At 35.7% G+C, this 17,392-nt stretch carries 16 protein-coding genes and 1 pseudogene; 13 read left to right on the top strand and 4 right to left on the bottom strand.

Translation table 11 applies throughout. The features are described 5' to 3' along the window. Nucleotides 1–425 precede the first annotated feature (425 nt). From AB1H92_RS08155 to AB1H92_RS08110, 10 genes are all read left to right on the top strand, one after another. Nucleotides 426–1,427, top strand: a complete 1,002-nt coding sequence (locus AB1H92_RS08155; RefSeq protein WP_166739504.1) for a tripartite tricarboxylate transporter substrate binding protein — start codon at nt 426–428, stop codon at nt 1,425–1,427. Between the two features lie 81 nt (nt 1,428–1,508). Beyond that, complete coding sequence (locus tag AB1H92_RS08150; RefSeq protein WP_115360765.1) at nt 1,509–1,967, top strand: tripartite tricarboxylate transporter TctB family protein; 459 nt, start codon at nt 1,509–1,511, stop codon at nt 1,965–1,967. 52 nt (nt 1,968–2,019) lie between these two features. After that, a complete protein-coding gene (locus AB1H92_RS08145; RefSeq protein ID WP_166739503.1) occupies nt 2,020–3,522 on the top strand; it encodes a tripartite tricarboxylate transporter permease in 1,503 nt (500 codons plus the stop codon). 962 nt (nt 3,523–4,484) lie between these two features. Continuing rightward, complete coding sequence (locus AB1H92_RS08140; RefSeq protein WP_166739502.1) at nt 4,485–5,168, top strand: hypothetical protein; 684 nt, start codon at nt 4,485–4,487, stop codon at nt 5,166–5,168. Nucleotides 5,169–5,352: 184 nt separating this feature from the next. Continuing rightward, nucleotides 5,353–5,634: a hypothetical protein gene (locus AB1H92_RS08135; protein WP_115360767.1), complete on the top strand. Its 282-nt coding sequence runs from the start codon at nt 5,353–5,355 to the stop codon at nt 5,632–5,634. A gap of 197 nt (nt 5,635–5,831) precedes the next feature. After that, complete coding sequence (locus AB1H92_RS08130) at nt 5,832–6,398, top strand: 2-phosphoglycerate kinase (protein WP_115360768.1); 567 nt, start codon at nt 5,832–5,834, stop codon at nt 6,396–6,398. A gap of 109 nt (nt 6,399–6,507) precedes the next feature. Further along, nucleotides 6,508–6,795: a hypothetical protein gene (locus AB1H92_RS08125; protein ID WP_115360769.1), complete on the top strand. Its 288-nt coding sequence runs from the start codon at nt 6,508–6,510 to the stop codon at nt 6,793–6,795. A gap of 79 nt (nt 6,796–6,874) precedes the next feature. Further along, complete coding sequence (locus AB1H92_RS08120; protein ID WP_115360770.1) at nt 6,875–7,114, top strand: ATP-dependent Lon protease; 240 nt, start codon at nt 6,875–6,877, stop codon at nt 7,112–7,114. 158 nt (nt 7,115–7,272) lie between these two features. Then, nucleotides 7,273–7,455 (top strand): hypothetical protein, encoded by a 183-nt coding sequence (locus AB1H92_RS08115; RefSeq protein ID WP_115360771.1) that lies wholly within the window; start codon nt 7,273–7,275, stop codon nt 7,453–7,455. Nucleotides 7,456–7,499: 44 nt separating this feature from the next. Beyond that, nucleotides 7,500–7,631, top strand: coding sequence for a hypothetical protein (locus tag AB1H92_RS08110; protein WP_256594304.1), 132 nt, complete (start codon nt 7,500–7,502; stop codon nt 7,629–7,631). Between the two features lie 334 nt (nt 7,632–7,965). Here AB1H92_RS08110 and AB1H92_RS08105 read toward each other — a convergent pair. Beyond that, nucleotides 7,966–8,665, bottom strand: a pseudogene (locus AB1H92_RS08105) (pseudouridine synthase). A gap of 162 nt (nt 8,666–8,827) precedes the next feature. Here AB1H92_RS08105 and AB1H92_RS08100 point away from each other — a divergent pair. Further along, complete coding sequence (locus tag AB1H92_RS08100) at nt 8,828–10,432, top strand: hypothetical protein (RefSeq protein ID WP_115360772.1); 1,605 nt, start codon at nt 8,828–8,830, stop codon at nt 10,430–10,432. A 4-nt stretch (nt 10,433–10,436) separates the two neighbouring features. Beyond that, entirely contained in the window at nt 10,437–11,723 is a 1,287-nt protein-coding gene (locus AB1H92_RS08095; RefSeq protein ID WP_115360773.1) for a hypothetical protein, read from the top strand. A gap of 719 nt (nt 11,724–12,442) precedes the next feature. On the opposite strand, the gene AB1H92_RS08090 is transcribed toward AB1H92_RS08095, so the two are convergent. The 3 genes from AB1H92_RS08090 to AB1H92_RS08080 all read right to left on the bottom strand — a co-directional run bounded on the left by AB1H92_RS08090 (nt 12,443) and on the right by AB1H92_RS08080 (nt 15,483). Further along, nucleotides 12,443–12,649: a 4-oxalocrotonate tautomerase family protein gene (locus AB1H92_RS08090; protein WP_166739501.1), complete on the bottom strand. Its 207-nt coding sequence runs from the start codon at nt 12,647–12,649 to the stop codon at nt 12,443–12,445. Between the two features lie 204 nt (nt 12,650–12,853). Continuing rightward, nucleotides 12,854–14,155: a hypothetical protein gene (locus AB1H92_RS08085; protein ID WP_115360775.1), complete on the bottom strand. Its 1,302-nt coding sequence runs from the start codon at nt 14,153–14,155 to the stop codon at nt 12,854–12,856. A 2-nt stretch (nt 14,156–14,157) separates the two neighbouring features. Continuing rightward, nucleotides 14,158–15,483, bottom strand: coding sequence for an amidohydrolase (locus AB1H92_RS08080; protein ID WP_115360776.1), 1,326 nt, complete (start codon nt 15,481–15,483; stop codon nt 14,158–14,160). A 697-nt stretch (nt 15,484–16,180) separates the two neighbouring features. On the opposite strand from AB1H92_RS08080, the gene AB1H92_RS08075 reads away from it, so the two are divergent. Further along, nucleotides 16,181–17,356 (top strand): flavin reductase, encoded by a 1,176-nt coding sequence (locus AB1H92_RS08075; protein ID WP_115360777.1) that lies wholly within the window; start codon nt 16,181–16,183, stop codon nt 17,354–17,356. Nucleotides 17,357–17,392 lie beyond the last annotated feature (36 nt).

The raw sequence follows: 17,392 nt of genomic DNA, 5'->3' as shown, positions 1-17,392 counted from the left end.
TACGTTTACTAGATTAGACTGGAACCGTTCTTATAATCCTGAATAAAAGATAACTTAGTTGTTTGTTTCAAAACGAATCACCAGCCATTCTAAATTGAAACAAATATTAGCGCTGCATTTCATTGAAAGCTATCTTGCGGGGGGTTAGCAATGTTGGCATGATAATTGCAATACTAGTGGGTAGAGGGTAAAAGAATCGAAAAGGAGGGATTTATGTGTAGCTAATATAGGTCTCTTATAAACTATTTATTCAAATCAATTAATCTTCATGGATTATCGGTAAAGAACGGGTCGTGTTAAATTTCCTTGCTGAATATCCCAAATTTAAAACTTTTGTAGTAGCAAAGTTTGGATTGGAATTACTCGTCACAATAATATTGATAATCGGACTAACTTGTAGCTATTAAATAGAAATGGGGGATTTTATGTTTGCCTATAATCAAAGATTTTTAATGTATTTACTGATAGCCGGTTTGTTGTTGGTGTCAGCGTGTAGTGCGGAGAGTGCTAGTTCAGATGATGGAACATTACCCGAAGGGTATCCAAATCAAACAGTTGAAGTTCTTGTTGGTTATGGAGCTGGCGGAGGGACAGATCTTTCAGCTCGATACATGGTTGAAGCGTTAAATGTTGAAGGTATAGTAGAGCAATCTTTTATTGTGGAAAATATGACAGGTGCAGACGGGGCTATTGCATTGCGGGAGCTTAAAGCAAGACAAGGCAATAAGTATACCCTCGAAGCAATTCCTGAATATGGCTTGGGCTTATGGAATAATGATGGAGATTTAACAATTGAAGACTTTACCCCAATTGCTTCGGTTGCAACAGATTACCAAACTATTGCCGTACCAGGAGACTCCCCGTTTGAAACAATTGAGGATTTCCTTGCTGCGATGAAGAAGGATCCCAAATCTATTGTAATTAGCTCGGCAACATCTTTATCTGGAGGAGTCGGTTGGAAATGGAGTAAAATTGCTAATGCAATTGGAGCACCAGACAGCCCGACTATCGTCCCGATGGAAGGTGAGAATGCTGCACTAACAGCTTTACTAGGAGGAGATGCCGACGCAACATTCGTTGTGCCTCAATTGGCAACAGATCATCTAAAAAAAGGAAATATCAAACTTTTGGCTGTCATGACAGATGAAAGAGTAGAGCGATTTTCCGATGTTCCAACCCTTGTAGAAAAGGAGGTAGATGTAACATACTACAGGCCAAGAGGTTTTTGGATGAATGGAACTGTTTCAGATAGTGTAAGGGAATATTGGGAGGCTGCATTCGAAAAGATGGTGGAAACCGATAAATGGAATGAATATATTGATCAAGCGGGACTGTTGAATGAATTTATGGGAAGCGAAGAATATACAAATTATATTAAAGAAGAAGGTTCATTGTACAAGGAATATTCAGATACCTTCAAAAAATGAGATTGGTTTTTTGGATATAAAGGGGGTTAGAATGGAAGCTCTATTCTAACCTCTATAAAAAATGAGGTAGGAGTGAATAACATGGCATATGCAGAGCGTTCCTTTTCATTTCTTTTATTAATTATTGTTGCTGTTTTTCTTATCGCCTCGTTCCAATATGAAATGTTTTCTACTGTCGGTGGTGTAGGAGGTGCATTTTTACCGCGTAGCCTGGCTGTAATTCTGCTAATTCTAGTCGGATATTACGTCTGGAGCGTTTCACGTAATAAATCAACAGCTGCTAGTGCCGAAGACTTGCCTATAAAAAAAGTAGTTATAAAGCAATTTCTACTGGCACTAACTTTCTATTTAACTTTGTTTTTAATCAATAAACTTGGAATGCTAACCACATTAGGATTATTCCTAATAGGATCGCTCTACTATTTTGAGAATAATTCCTGGAGAAAATCAATACTTATCGGAACAGTGACGATAATATGCGTGTATTTTATCTTTGTACACTGGCTAAACATAATTCTGCCAAGTGGGTTATTCATATAACATAATTCTAATAATGAATTATTATTTGGAGTCACCAGAGGGGGACCAGGCAATGATACAGGAATTAATATCAGGTTTTGCAACAATTATGCAACCAGAACATTTATTTTGGTGTGTTGTCGGAATCACATTAGGAACATTGGTAGGTGCACTTCCCGGAGTGGGGCCTGTTACAGGAATCGCAATCCTTTTACCAATTACATTTGGAATGAATCCAATAAGCGCGCTATTGCTCCTGATGGGCATTTATCAAGGGTCAATGTATGGTGGACGTATTAGCTCGGTACTGCTTAATGTACCGGGAGATTCAGCTGCTGTTGTAACCACTTTTGACGGTTATCCCTTAACTCAGCAAGGTAGGGCAGGTTATGCACTAACCCTTAGTGCGGTTGCTTCTTTTATTGGTGGAGTAATCGGTTTTATAGGATTAGTATTTCTGGCCGGACCTATTACGGGTGTGGCGTTAAAGTTTGGTGCACCAGAGTATTTTGCACTAATGGTGTTTGCTTTAATTGCGACTAGTGGTTTAACAGAGAAAAAGCCATTTAAACCTATAGTCGTTATGCTGCTTGGGTTATTAATTGCATCAGTAGGTGTTGACCCCGTGGCAGGAACGGAACGCTTTACTTTCGGAGTTTTGGCATTATGGAAAGGCATAAATTTTGTAGTTGTTGCAGTAGGACTCTTTGGATTGTCAGAAGTATTTGTTCGGATGGAAGAAAGGATTGATTTACAAGAAGTAAGAAAAAAAATACCTTTTTCAGATCTTTTCCCGAAAGTCAGCGAATTGATTAAAGACTCCTGGGCTATGATACGTGGTTCGATTTTGGGCTTTTTTATAGGGGTATTACCTGGAGCTGGAGCAACAATAGCGACATTTTTAACATACGATATGGAGAAAAAACTTTCGAAAGAGCCAGAGAAGTTCGGTAAAGGGGCTTCGAAAGGACTCAGCGGTCCTGAAGCAGCTAACAACGCGACAGTAGGTGGTGCTTTAATCCCTTTATTTAGTCTTGGTATTCCGGGATCTGGAACTACCGCTATTCTTCTTGGTGCGCTAATGATGCTTGGATTACAGCCTGGTCCGCTTATGTTTGAGACCTCCGGAAATATTATTTGGGCAGCTATTGCCGGCTTGTTTTTAGCCAATGTTCTACTGCTCATACTAAATACAGCCTTTGTTCCACTTTTTGCAATTGCTGTACAAAAAGCGGAGCCTTACCTAGGCCCAATCATTGCAGCATTTTGTATTATCGGCGCATATATGTTGAATAATAGTCTGTTTGATGTTGGATTGATGATTACTTTTGGTATTTTGGGTTACATTTTACGTAAATTCGGATTCCCTTTAGCTCCATTAGTTTTAGCGGTCATTCTAGGCCCAATACTAGAAGATAACTTTAGACAGTCGTTAATGATGTCAGGTAATGAAATCAGCATTTTCTACACAAGACCTATAACTTTAACCATATTCATTATTACTCTTATTATAGTTATGCTACCAATAGTTAGAAAACTTCTAAAGATGAGGCGTAGGGGCATTAGTGGTGTGTGAACAGATTGGAATCTTCACCATAACCGATTCACAAAAAATGTTTACTTTAGAACAAATTTACACAGATATCATGTAGGCACTAGAGGGGAAACCATCGTCGAGGTATTTCGAAAGCGCTTTCAGGGGGCGGTCTCATACCGCCAATAATAACGAGTACCTGTGCAAATACATTACAATTGTATAAATTAAACGAAGGAATCCTGCCATATTAATATTCGGCAGGATTCCGTTTTGCTATTTATTCAAAATCATGAATTGTCCTAAATGTATCTTTCGTAGTGCTCAGCCCCCTCATAATGGACAAAGGATAACAAAGGATATGTTACAATTGGTGATAAATAAGGGTTTAAGGGGAATTTAAGTGCATAATTAGTGTCAGGTACCTGTGTCAAAAACTATTCTGATAATGCACTACAAATGTATGGATATTCGCCTAAGATGATATCTACCGAATGCAGGGTGTATAATTGTGCATGTGTGTGAATTAACGTGAATGTTTGTAACACAGGTACCTAAAATAATTAATAGTCTTCTACTGTCATTGAATCAAAAATAACACCATCTGTTGTTTGAACTTTTAAAGGTTCTTTAATTTCATCCAAACCTATCCGAAATTTAACAAAAGTTCAAAATGGGCACGTTATTTTTGGGGGGTTAAGTTTATATTCATTATTAGGTTTACTTTTTGGTGTTGTTATTTTAAGTGTATTTTACAAAAGTATCTTTCTAAAAGACGTTATTCCACTTCCAATAGGCTGTTTTATAGCGTCTAATATTTACTATCATTTATTATTGGCGGTTTCTAAAATGAGTAGAATATTCAATCGACGGGTGCACTTCTTGAATAAGTATTTGCACCCTGTATGCAGAATTGGGCCAGATTGTTGAGAAAAACAGAAGTGAATTCACATACCTCAACAAATCGATATATATTATGGAACTTTTAAGGGGGCATATTTTCTATGGAAATAAAGTTACTGACATTACAAACAAATAAATTAGAAGTAATGAAAGAGTTTTATACACAACAATTAGGTTTTTCTCTTTGCGGTGAAGGCCCAAATCATTTTCGAATTCAGGTAGGAAAAAGTATTTTAGAATTTACTAATGATAAAGTGGCTGGGGAACTCTATTATCATTTTGCATTTAATATTCCTTCCAATCAATTTCAAGAAGCAAAGGAATGGTTGAAAGGGAAAACAACGCTTTTATTAGAAGACGGAGAGGATGAGGCGGATTTTTCATTTTGGCATGCGCATGCTTGCTATTTTGAAGATCCGGCAGGGAATATTGTCGAACTCATTGCGCGATATAAGCAGAATCCAAATAGTGAATCGTCATTTTCAGTAAAAAGCATTTTGAACATCAGTGAAATAGGTTTAATTGTAAAAGATGCACCAATGGTTGGTGAGCAATTAAAAGAAATAAATATTTTTGATAGTGATAATGATCCAGTTACTAATTCTTCTTTAAACTTCATGCAAGATAACAATGATGGTGTTTTTATTATTTTAACGAGTGTCGATAGAAGATGGTTGTTCTCAGAAAAGAAGTCGAAAATTTTTCCATTGAAGATAATGCTTGATAAACAATTACTTGTAGGTGTAAATGATAAACATGAATTTTTCATCAAAAGAGTTGACTAATAAAATTATTACTTTTCAAAGTGATGATATAGTCTAAAGAATTTCTTCCATAAACGGGCGCACTTATTGAATAAGGAACTGCGCCAATTCAGCATAAGGGCCATTTTGTTACTATTATGAAACTATTCACTATCTCATTCTGCCTTAATTAGTAAGAGTTTTTAGTGTAAGTGGAGGTGTAATTATGTGGTTAATATTTGGACTAATAGCTATAGTAGCAACATCTATAAATCTTTATAGGTATAGTAGAGGCAAAGATTATATATTGGCAATGGCAATGGGGTTATCATTTACAACACTGACACTTGTTGCAGAATACAGTATGGTGTCTTGGGTAAAGGTGGAAGATTGGGCAGCTCTATTAGATGTAGTGCCTAGTATGGAAAGGGCATTATGGTTTTTGACAATAGTTTCTATCTTACTAAATATAGCACCTATACTTTTAGAATTAAAAGGTAAGAAATAATGACTTATTGTCACGCCAGTAATATAATATGCAATTATTTTGTAAGTCTTTATATATAACTAACGGTTGCGATTATTGAAAAGATCGTCTTAACGAAATGGGGATGACTTAAAGGCAACTATATAATAAAACAAACGGGCCATCATTAGTGTAATAATTAATGATTAAATTATAAAAAAAGTTGAATGGAGTAATATATGATTATTTTAATAAGTGCTGTCGGTAGCACTGGTAAAACTTTGATGGCACAAAAGTTGCTTGAAAGGTACCATATACCTTATCTCTCTATAGATCATTTGAAAATGGGGTTGTACAGAGGGGACCAGCATTGTGGTTTTACACCATTAGATGATACAGAGGTTATTGGCGATAAACTCTGGCCAATATTAAAGGGAATAATTATGACGAATATTGAGAATGGACAACATATTATTATTGAAGGATGTTACATACTACCTCACTATTTAAAAGAGCTTGACGTCAATTATTCGGAGAAAATCATTCCAGTATTTCTTGGTTTTTCGAAGAATTATATTCAAAAAAACTTCGAAGCGAAAATAGTGAAACATAGGAATGCTGTTGAACTCCGTAATTCTCCGGAAGAAAGAACGATAAAAGAACTGATCAAGGAACATAAAGAATTTAAAGCACACTGCTTGCAATCAGATGTTAGATATTTTGAAATTGAGAACGACTATTGCAAAGAAATATTGGAAGTCTATGACTATATAGATGCTGAAAAACGGAGAATGGATTTAATTTAAATTGATATCAAAATTTATATTGTTCAACTAACGGGCGCATTTCTAGAACAAAAATCTGTATCCCGGATTGCAGAATAGGGTCATTTTCCAGAAGAAGGAGGTTAAGTCTATGGCTGAAAAGATAAAGGAATTTCATTTTTGGATACCTCTTTTTTTATTAGGTATAAACATTGTTTTCTTAGCCTTTATGATTGAAGAATTGATAGATGCATCTCCTCCAAACTACGGCTCGCTAGGATTTCTAATGCCTATAATTGGACTGATTTCTTTTTTATACATTAGAAAATTCAAAGGAAAAAAATTCGCTGGTTTGAAGCGAGGCTTACAAGTGTTAAACTGGCTTTTTATTATATTTCCAGTAATCATCCTCTGTATTTTCATTTTGGCTTTTATATAGGCAATTGTTCAACAATCGGGCGCTTTAACGGTATAAAAAAAGTGTCCATTTGATTTAAATGCTAATGAGGGGGATGTTTGTGAAGTTATTCTTGTCTATTTTATTGGCTGGTCTTTTAGGAATCTTAGCTTTCCTCGGTCCTATTGGTATCTATATTTTATGTGCAATTATTGTTGGGATAATTTTTAGGTCGTTTATTTTACTAAATGAGATTCATAAACAAGTTGTGCCTGCTAACGCCAATGACAAAGTTAAAGATGTGTACGAAAGGTATATAAAAGAAAGAGATGAAAAAGAGCGGAAGGCTATTGGCGAATGAGCCTAAATATACAATGTTTTTATTTGTATATTATTCTGTAATCGGGCGCGATAATTGAATAATGTTGTGCCAGAAGAGGACCATGACGTAGTTTTCGGACCATTTTGCGGAACCAGGATAGTCTAGTTAAATAAAGAAAGTATAGTGGGGGTTGAAATATGAAAACAAGAAGAATACTATTTTTTGTCGGTTTAGTGTTGCTTATGGCAGGCATATACCTATCTACTCTTTTATCTACTGTATGGATAATAATTGGAACTTTAATGGCAGTCATTGGTGGTGGAGTAATGGGAGTTAGCACTTACTTTTTAGGTTCAATAAAGAAAAACAGTATTTGTTAAACAATCGGGCCATTTAACGGAACAATTTTAAAGGGGGGATAACTATGAGGGGGAGTAAGGATAATAAAAAGAAAAGTGAAACCATTCGTGGAATCCTAGGTTGGTTACCGGAATTAATATACGTCCTTGTGTATATTCCAAGGTTAACAATGAAATTAATTAGAGGTTTATTTTAAATATTTCTCTTTAACAATCGGGCGCAGTTATTTGATTTCTAAGCACCACTACATCATTTAAATTTTTACAATCTACGGTCGGCACTCGACACAAGTGGAGGTAGTGGGGTTGTTGGTGAAAGAATTGTCTAACTAAAATAAACTTCTCTCACACATAATATAGTAATACGCTACAAATGTATAGATATCCATCGAAACTGATATCTACTGAAGGCGGGCTGTATGATTGTGCATGTGTGTGAATTAACGTGAATGTTTGTAACATAGGTACCTAAAATTAATGTGAAATAGCCTGACAGCGCATTAGCGTTGTCAGGCTATCTTTTAAAAAATATCACGATTTTAACTTCGCTATCTCTTCTTCAGTCAAGTAACGCCACTGGCCACGCTCTAATGATCCAAGCTGAATATGCTTGATTCGAACCCTTTGCAAGTGCGTGACAGTATATTGAAATCGTCTGCACATTCTACGGATCTGTCGATTCAATCCTTGAGTTAATGTTATGCGAAACGTAAAATTGTCCAACTGAGTAACTGTACAAGGGTTAGTCGTTGTATAGTCTTTTGTTCTCGGATTGTAAATGTCTACACCGTTTGATAAATCTTTTATAAATGTAACCGTCATTTTTTTTGTTGACGGTTACAACATATTCTTTTTCTTGTTGATTTTCATCTTTCATTAAGTCGTTTACAATACTCCCGTCATTGGTTAATAAAATGAGACCTTCTGTTTCTTTATCCAGGCGTCCAACGGGAAATATACGTTCAGGATAGGAAATAAAGTCGATAATATTACCGGCAATAGCAGGAGAGGCTGTACAAGTGACCCCACTCGGTTTATTAAACACCAAATAAATGTCTTGTGCCGTATGGGTGATGGTGTGACCGTCTACTTTGACATGATCATCCTCTTCAACAAAATAAACATGTGACGCAATCTCACCATTCACTAGAACCTTTTTAGCCGTAATATAGCGTTCCGCCTGTCTTCTGGAACAAAATCCCGAAGAACTAATATATTGATTCAACCTCAACGTGTCCGCTCCTTGTCTATCTATGTGTTTCTACCATTGTAACATGTTTGCTATTTCGTAGAATGACTTCATTTGGATTACTACTATTTTTTTATAATATTAAATTCCTAATCATATGTAGTATAATTATACTATATGTGAATTGTAGGAGGAGTGTTTCTATTGGATGGACAGATATTAGCTAACAGTTTAGTTACATTAAAAGGTACAGACCTTAGAATGGTCTATGCATTATTAATAAGAACCAATATTGGTCATCTATTATCGTCAAAAACAAAAGATGTTATATCTAAGTTATCTAAAGAAGAAAGTGATAACTTTACGTATCATTTAGAGCAAGAAGTAAATAAGCTGAAAAATGTAGAAGATCAAGTTCTTCAGGTCGACTTGTTTCTTGAAATGACAAGATTATTGAATTTAAGAGGAACAAAATACACATTAGAGCAAGAAATCGTGGACCAATCTACAATAATTGTAAACGACGTTTATCAGCAATTATTAAAACAGGATAAACAGTTTAAGAGTTTTGCAGTAAATGAATTGAATTCAACAAAGTTACAACAAATGGTTCAATTCCAAATGAGTAAGCTATTTAATGAACTTGATAATAGTTTCAAGGATTTTACTATAGATGATCAAACGAAATTTGCTTCACAAGTTAATGAATACATACAAAGTTTACCAAAAGAAAAGCAAAAACAAATTAAGGACAAGTTAGGTATTGATGAACTAACGGATGAAATGATTCGTAAGGCAATAGCAACAAGTGGGTCAAGTATTGTATTTGCTATAATTGTTGAAGTTAGTGGGTTTGCCTTCTACACCACCGCAACATCTTTACTTGCTTCATTTGCTGGTCTATTTGGTATCACTCTACCATTTGGTGTTTATACAGGATTAACATCTACAATAGCTGTTTTGGCTAATCCATTATTCATAGTTCCAGTACTTCTAGGTGGTGGTGTTTTACTTGTGAACCATCAAAATAAATCATTAAAGAAAAAGCTTTTGCCTATTATTGTCATGCAAATGACACTGCCTTTTATGAGTCAGGAATCTGAGGAGGTTTCTTACGAATTATTTATTTCAGTATGGAACCGACGTTTCAATGAGTATTGCAAGTTACAAGTAGAATTTAAAAATGAAAATGCGGAAGAACTAAACTTACAAAGCAATATCAAGAAAACAAAAGATCGAATAAGTAATATAAATTCATCAATCTATAATGAGGAGTTACAAATACGTGCAGAGAAGCAAAAGATTTATTTTGCCTTGAAATCTAGTAATCTAGAGGATTTAGAGATCAACGTAGCTTTTCAAATGAATAGAAGGGAATACTGGGATATTAATAATAAGATACAATCTTTCCGGCAGGCAAAAAAAGTAGATGCTGTGAATGATAGTTTTCTCAGGAGAATAGGAAATAAATTTTCAAATTTGACTACAATCCTCGATATTAAAAGTGAAGAGAAAAAACTGGATAAGTATCTTTATTTAATGGTTGAAGATGTAATAAAGTCAACTAGTTCTTTCAAGCAAATAGAACGTGCAACGATTAAAGCTATTAATATTAACCTTAAAGAATTACACCAATCTAAGCATGAGGAAATATCATACAAAAATAGTCTAGAATCTTCATTAAAGCAAGTTAAACAAAGTCAGAGCAGTATTTGGCAGGATATTAAGATGATGGAAAAACAGAATTATGGACTCGAACATTTAAGTGCCTCTACACACCAACTACTACCTATGAGTAAAGAGGGGTAACTGCATGAGTATATCGAATAAACGTTTTTGGGATTATTGGGAAAAAGGAATGTATGAGGATGCTCTACAATGCGCAGTCGAGGAAGAGGATCGAAAGCAAAATAGACTGCAAACAATGTTATTTGGCACGCCGGAACAACTAAAACAGACAGTTGCAATTTCAGCAGTGAGTGCTGGAGAGTTTATTTACGACTTTATTATGATTAATCCAACAGTAGTGAAAGGTCTTGATTTTGCTAGAACAGAGGATTTGACGTCTCTATTTACATTAAGTCAGTTTTCTAGTCACATTGATACAACGGTATTAACTGGAGATATGGCCCAGCTGCAAGGTTATGTTGCAGAACAAATGATAGCTGTTGAATTACAAGCCAAGGGGCATGATGTAGAGTTTCCAGAAGAATCGAATAACCCGGGCTGGGATATTTTAGTTGACGGTCAGCCCTTTCAAGTCAAGAATTTAGCTAATCCAGGCGGTGTAAGAGATCATCTGGAAACATATCCGGATATACCAGTTTATGTGAATGAAGAACTTGCACCATACTTTGAAGGAAATCCGAGTGTCTACGTATCGAATATTTCTAGGGATGAAGTAATAGATGCTACGTCCACGACAATAACACATGCGGATGACTTACTAGATTTTGAGATTCCGTGGATTGCAGCAGGGATTAGTTCCATATATAACATTAAAAGGGTTTGGAAAGATGATGTAGCAATTAACCAAGCTGTATTTAATGTAGTGAGCGATACATCTTCAAAAGTAGTATTAGGAGCATTAGGTCAAAAAGCCGGAACTGTTGTAGGGATGATGTTTTTTGGTCCTGCTGGTGGTATTACTGGTGCTATGTTTGGAACATTTGCTGGAGTAAGTCAAGGGGGAAGATTATCTACTGGAATCAAACGAGTATTCTCTAAAAAACAAGAAAAAGAAATGATAGAAGCTATGAATGATTTGATAAGAAAAGTGAAGTCTCAAATCGATCAAAAAGTTGAAATTAAAAAACGTAAATTAGATAAATTAAGAATAGAAATGGTGGATTCTAAAGCCAATAGTGTGGTATGGAAAGATATTGAAAGGCGTTATAAAGAAGAAGTAACATATCTTATTAATAGAAAAGAAGAATTAAATACTATGAATGAATCGATTAAAATTGGGTCAACGATGGTTATGGATATACTTCCGAATGTTATGGCAATAATAACTAAATGTGGTGTTCATTCTTATCATCTGCAGAATGAGATTAAGATAGTGCAACAAAAAACGAATCAGTATATGAAGAAGGGTTAATAATAAGTAACTCAACATTTTAATTTACTATATACACTGACTTTTACAATATAAAATTAGTGTCAAGTGCCTGTGTTAGAAACTAGGATAACTAACTGTAAATGCATGGATATTCATAGAAGTTAATACCTATCGAATACAAGATGTATGTTTGTGCATTTGTGTGAATTAATGTGAACGTTTGTAACACAGGCACCTAAAAAACTATTAGAGAAAGTAATGTTTAACAGTAATTAATACTTATGATAGCTAAATTCGAGAACCTATGCTAAAAATTGCTTGCGTTATGTATTTGAAAGACAAAGAGAATATACTATAATGATCTTAAGTGATTAGACCCAGAATCCTTACGAGGACTGGGCTATTTTTATTGGGGAGGAATATATGAAACCGTTTAAGACGCATAGGAAACAGCTAGCTGTTTTATGTAATCGTGTACTCACTCTCATCGCTTTGGAACCATCGAAAATAGCCTCTTCAATAAGAAAAGTGAGTGGATTTTATATTGATGGGGTTTAAGGGAGGTTGCCCGCGCGAAAAAAACGTGATTCATAGAGGTTTAAACAATCACGATGTTTCACGCGGAGGTACCATCCATCAAATTCAATTAATTAGAACTAATTATCGATAAAATCGAACCTATATATGAAGAACCAACAGGTATAATTTGTAATTGGATATTTTCCTTTAATATACCGAAATTAAATATAAAAAATTATTTATGTCAGGCTTTTTTCAGTTCGTTTTTTAACAGATTCTCCGGCAATACCCCAATCTTCAGGCCTCATTTCTTCAAGTTGAACACGCACCGTTTCTACATCTTGCTCCAAAATACCAGCGATTAAATCGGTGACCTCTTTAATCATTATTTCTTTCTTTTCGGGAGAACAACGCTCCTCAATCATTTTAATGTGGACGAATGGCATACTAAACAGCTCCTTATCTTTTTGGTAAATACTTCATTACTTTAGTCTTTGTAATACAATTATCAAGGTACATGAAAAATTTCGACTTGTCAAACTGTTCTATGGTTAAATGGATTGTTTGTAACAAAAGAAAAGTATGTGCAATGATCCTAAACAATTTGCACATACTCTTGTTACATTGTTCTATTTGGGTGCATTAGATAACTAATCTAATCCTACCTGATAAACGTTGCGGGGGCGTCCTCTCGTTGCGGGTGCTTCCTGTCCAATGATTTTTGCGATACCAGCATTCGTAAGGTTATTTAAAAGCCGGCGAGCATTACGTTCGGTCATTTTCAACCATTCAGCAATATCTGCTGCAGTGATTGCTTGCTTTTCCAAGTTTCGTTGAACAGACATAATTTTATTGAAGGAAGTAATAGATACACCGCATTCCTTTAGCTTATTTCCGATTTCTTCATCTACATTCCTAAACTCAAAAGAGATACTTTTAGATTTATTAAGTGGTCCTTTTACCATGCCGTTATTTTCGACTAAAAAGGCACTATTCGAATTATAGTTTTGTGCATGCAATAACGCTAATCTTGCGTTTTCTTCTGCAGCTAAAGCGGAGTCACCATAGCCTATTCCAATGTTCGCTGGAAAATCTGTAGTTAAGGATAAACTATCCAATAAACGAACACTTTGATCGCCCGCGTTTCGTAGTGAACCCCTAGTAGAAAATATAATAAACGTCCCTGTACCAATGGATAAAAATGAGCCGGATATAGATTCAGTGAATGTTAAAATCGCCGATTGCAATTCTAAATTCAAACGATGTATATCATAAGAAAATGAATGGGGCTTTTCAATTTTATTAATATTATCAATAGATATTAACATAACTGTTAACTGAGATTGTTTAAAATTGAGGGCTTCCCATTGCTGTAATGCAGATTTATATGTTGATCGAATGTTTGCCATAGTAGGTGTAACTCTGTATACAGGTATCCCCTGAGAAGTCAATGCTTCATAGACATCACTCAAACTAGTTACACAAACGGATACTTTTCCCTCGTTGTATAGCGTTGAATGAAATTCAATGATTTGATCGATAGGTGTAACTCCGTGGTATTCATAAAGATGGCAATGTTCATATGAAATATTTAAGGAACGGTATGTCTCGAATATATCACGTTCCTCCATCATATCAAAACTAACGTTACGTAAATCATTTTTACTGTTATAAACAATATTTAAAAGTGTTTTTGTTAAACTAGAACCATTCAAAGATAAATAGAAAAAGAGCTGATTAGAAGAACTTCTTTTTGCAAGTGTATAGGGTGTTTGTCCAGAAAAAATCCAGATATCAATAATATGTTGGTTTTTTTCTACGATTTCTGTTGTTTCAATCGAATTTTTATATTCAAAACAAACAGGGGTCATCTGATCCTCAAATTCCTTCGCGATGTCATTCATAATTTCTACACTGTCTTTTGGTCCGACAATTCCTACTCTAGTTTTCATAGTTATTCTCCTCTGTTTGACGGCACTAATGGAGTATCAAATTGTGTGATACAATGTACTAATGTTTTTACTGCTAATGGTATGACTTCTTCATCGATATCAAACTTTTCATTATGATGAACTGCACTAAGTGTCGTCCCAAACACTACATAAGCAGCTTGCCCGCCGTTTTCTTTAACGCGCGACATCATATAGGTAGCATCTTCAGAACCGCCAGATGTAAAAGTATTTGTGATTTTTTGGATGCCTTTTACTGATTTAGCTTTCTTCCGTAAGACTGCTACTAAATGTTCACTAGGAGTACATGTTGGGGCTGCCCCGACTTCTTCTATATGTGTTTCCACCTCATACATATCCCCAGCAGCCTGCACGATTTTTCTCATACGTTCATACATGTATTCATTTATTTCTGTTGTAGCGCCACGCGTTTCTACTTGGAGTTCTGCCTTATTTGGAATTATATTGCGTCCGGTGCCTGCGTGTAAAACCCCAACATTGATTCGCGATTCTCCTGAACTGTGGGGAGAGATAGCATGCATATTTAAGGTCGCCGTTGCTGCGGCTAATAAAGCATTTTTGCCTTCTTCAGGATTTGCTCCAGCATGTGCGGCTTTGCCTTGAAAACTAACATTCAATTTTGTAGTAGCTAGAAATCCTAAATCACTGCAAACGAATTCACCTAGTTCCGCACCTAGACCAATATGTTGAGAAATGAAAATATCTACGTCGTCAACAACTCCGGCCTCCACCATAGACTTTGCACCACGAACGCCTTCTTCGGCAGGTTGAAAAATAAGTTTAAATTTGCCGTTTAAACTGTCCTTTAATTCAGCTAAAAGGGAAGCGATGCCAAGTCCTATTGCCATATGTGCATCATGACCGCAAGCATGCATCATTCGGTCGTTGACGGAGGTGAACCTTTCTTTTACTGGAAAATGACTGTCATCAGAGGACTCTTGCAGGTCCAAGGCATCCATATCAAAACGTAATCCAATGGTCGGGCCTGGCCTACCTGTATCTAAAGTGCCGACAACGCCAGTAAAGCCAAAGCGTAATTGTGAAACCCATTCTGTGTCAGCCCCTTGCTGGAGGGCACGATCAAATTGTTCTTCCAAATACGCCTGGCCGGGAACGCCCATTCGAGTGCTTTCATCCATTACCTCGCGTCCTGCACGTACTTCATATCCCCAAGTAGATAGTCGTGAGGCAATAAGGGAGGCTGTCCGAAATTCAACCCATCCTGCTTCCGCGTATGTATGGAAATCTCGACGCCATTCAATCAATAGATCCTTTATGTTCTCTACCATTTCCGAAATTCGGTTATTCATTGATACCCTCCATTCATCATTTTCAAGCGATTTGTATCGATCTTTTTACTATTGACCAAAGTAAATTTTCCTTAATAGTTGTAAAAAGCATATTCGCATTATTACAAGAATACACATAAGTTACTGTAAGAATCAAATGAAATTCATTGTTTCAATTAATCGGCCAAAGATAAAGAGATTATGAGTAACTGTATATCTGCGTATTTATAAAATTTTCTAAATTATACAAAAAGTTATTGACATTAAAAATTAGTGCTGTATATTAATAGCAAGGGAATTCAGTGACTGGTATGAATTCACTTAGCCAGTATAAAAAATTCTCTATTTTTACGGTCTACTTAAGGACATTGGCTTTTAAGGGGGAGGATATGTAGTAGTCAGAACTACTTTATCATATGATTTTATATACTATTGTTAAATGAAATTATTTGGATTGCCCAAATGATTGTCAGAATAAATGTAATCGCTTTCAAAGTAATTCGCTATTATTGAAGTCTAAAAAAAAAGAAATAGTAAAAAGTGTTGACATTATTTTAAATAATCCGTATATTCTAATTAAAAGGTTATACAGTAATTGCTACAAAATAAGTAAATCCGATTCGCTTTACTTTTATAGAGAGATGCTGATTTTATATTTTTTGTTGAATAAGGGACTCATTTAGGATTATTTCCGTAAATTAGTTTAGGAGGGATTCAGATGGGAACAGAAATTAGTGAAAAAGGAAAGCTAGAAAGGGTGGATAACTTAGTCTTTCGGGATGTAATCGGACATTTTACTAGCGGTGTTACGGTTATTACAACAAAGCATGAAGGTGTCAATTATGGGGTGACGGCAAGTGCGGTTTCCTCACTATCAGTTGAACCTCCAATGTTGCTAGTATGTATCAACCAAGCGACCGGGACTTGTAATGCAATTTCCCAAGCAAAGGTTTTTGGTGTGAACATACTGCATGAAGACCAAGGGGACATAGCTTTACAGTTTGCTAGACCTTCATCTGATAAATTCAAAGGTATTGAAACGGTTGAAGGGAAATTAGGTGAGCCGATCTTAAAAGATACACTTGCTCATCTGGAGTGCAGGGTCGTACAAGAAGTGACGGGCGGTACGCATTCTGTGTTCCTTGCAGAAGTTATACATGCGGATTCTGAAGAACGTAATCCATTGACTTACTACCGTGGAAAATTCGGACGCTTCATTTCACACAATGATGAAATGGTTTATCTAGATTTACGAAGTAAAGTGTTGAAAAGAGATTTTCAACTAATGGAGCCATTCAATGTTGCCAATTTGACAGAAACACTAGAAGTTCCAAGGCAAGTAATCTACTATGCTCTTACCAAATTAGAAGGCGAAGGTTTAATCAAACGTAGTGAAAATGGTGATTTCTCTGTTACTCCGCTAAGTATTGAGATGCTAACGGAAGCTTTGGAAACACGTTGTGCACTAGAAGTTGCGGCTATTGAAAAGACAGTTGGCAATCTATCTAATGAAGAACTATCTGATTTCAGGAGTCGTGTAGAAGAAACGTTGGCAGATAAAGAAAAAGGTATTACAGATATCGATAAATATATTGAGGCGAATATTTCACTCCATGATTATACGATTGCTTTAACGAATAATGCTACTTTACTAGACTCCTATCGCCGCCTGACGGCTGAAGCAGTTATGAGCAGTGCTTTGCGAGAAGCATTTAAAGAAAATAGTAGTACTGCACGCGAAGAGTTGAATAAACTGGCTGATGATCATTTAGCTTTATTGAAAGCGTATGAAGCGGGAGATAAGGAAGCTGCTAAGTCTATTGTCAAACAGCATACAGAAGAAGCAAAAAACCTAGGTAAATACATTATTAGTCACGCAGGTGGCAGTATTTAATTTTAATATAAAATCAGATACCCAGGGAGGAATTTA

It is taken from the genome of Sporosarcina pasteurii (assembly GCF_041295575.1).
Classification (GTDB): domain Bacteria; phylum Bacillota; class Bacilli; order Bacillales_A; family Planococcaceae; genus Sporosarcina; species Sporosarcina pasteurii.
Note: the sequence above shows the minus strand (reverse complement) of the source record. Positions and strands in the feature narration are given on the sequence as shown.

Bases quoted from the DNA above. Each gene is read 5' to 3' on its own strand.
- AB1H92_RS08110 (WP_256594304.1), top strand. From the start codon at position 7,500: ATGAGGGGGAGTAAGGATAATAAAAAGAAAAGTGAAACCATTCGTGGA.
- AB1H92_RS08075 (WP_115360777.1), top strand. From the start codon at position 16,181: ATGGGAACAGAAATTAGTGAAAAAGGAAAGCTAGAAAGGGTGGATAAC.
- AB1H92_RS08135 (WP_115360767.1), top strand. From the start codon at position 5,353: ATGTGGTTAATATTTGGACTAATAGCTATAGTAGCAACATCTATAAAT.
- AB1H92_RS08090 (WP_166739501.1), bottom strand. From the start codon at position 12,649: ATGCCATTCGTCCACATTAAAATGATTGAGGAGCGTTGTTCTCCCGAA.
- AB1H92_RS08145 (WP_166739503.1), top strand. From the start codon at position 2,020: ATGATACAGGAATTAATATCAGGTTTTGCAACAATTATGCAACCAGAA.
- AB1H92_RS08125 (WP_115360769.1), top strand. From the start codon at position 6,508: ATGGCTGAAAAGATAAAGGAATTTCATTTTTGGATACCTCTTTTTTTA.
- AB1H92_RS08115 (WP_115360771.1), top strand. From the start codon at position 7,273: ATGAAAACAAGAAGAATACTATTTTTTGTCGGTTTAGTGTTGCTTATG.
- AB1H92_RS08140 (WP_166739502.1), top strand. From the start codon at position 4,485: ATGGAAATAAAGTTACTGACATTACAAACAAATAAATTAGAAGTAATG.
- AB1H92_RS08150 (WP_115360765.1), top strand. From the start codon at position 1,509: ATGGCATATGCAGAGCGTTCCTTTTCATTTCTTTTATTAATTATTGTT.
- AB1H92_RS08155 (WP_166739504.1), top strand. From the start codon at position 426: ATGTTTGCCTATAATCAAAGATTTTTAATGTATTTACTGATAGCCGGT.
- AB1H92_RS08130 (WP_115360768.1), top strand. From the start codon at position 5,832: ATGATTATTTTAATAAGTGCTGTCGGTAGCACTGGTAAAACTTTGATG.
- AB1H92_RS08080 (WP_115360776.1), bottom strand. From the start codon at position 15,483: ATGAATAACCGAATTTCGGAAATGGTAGAGAACATAAAGGATCTATTG.
- AB1H92_RS08095 (WP_115360773.1), top strand. From the start codon at position 10,437: ATGAGTATATCGAATAAACGTTTTTGGGATTATTGGGAAAAAGGAATG.
- AB1H92_RS08085 (WP_115360775.1), bottom strand. From the start codon at position 14,155: ATGAAAACTAGAGTAGGAATTGTCGGACCAAAAGACAGTGTAGAAATT.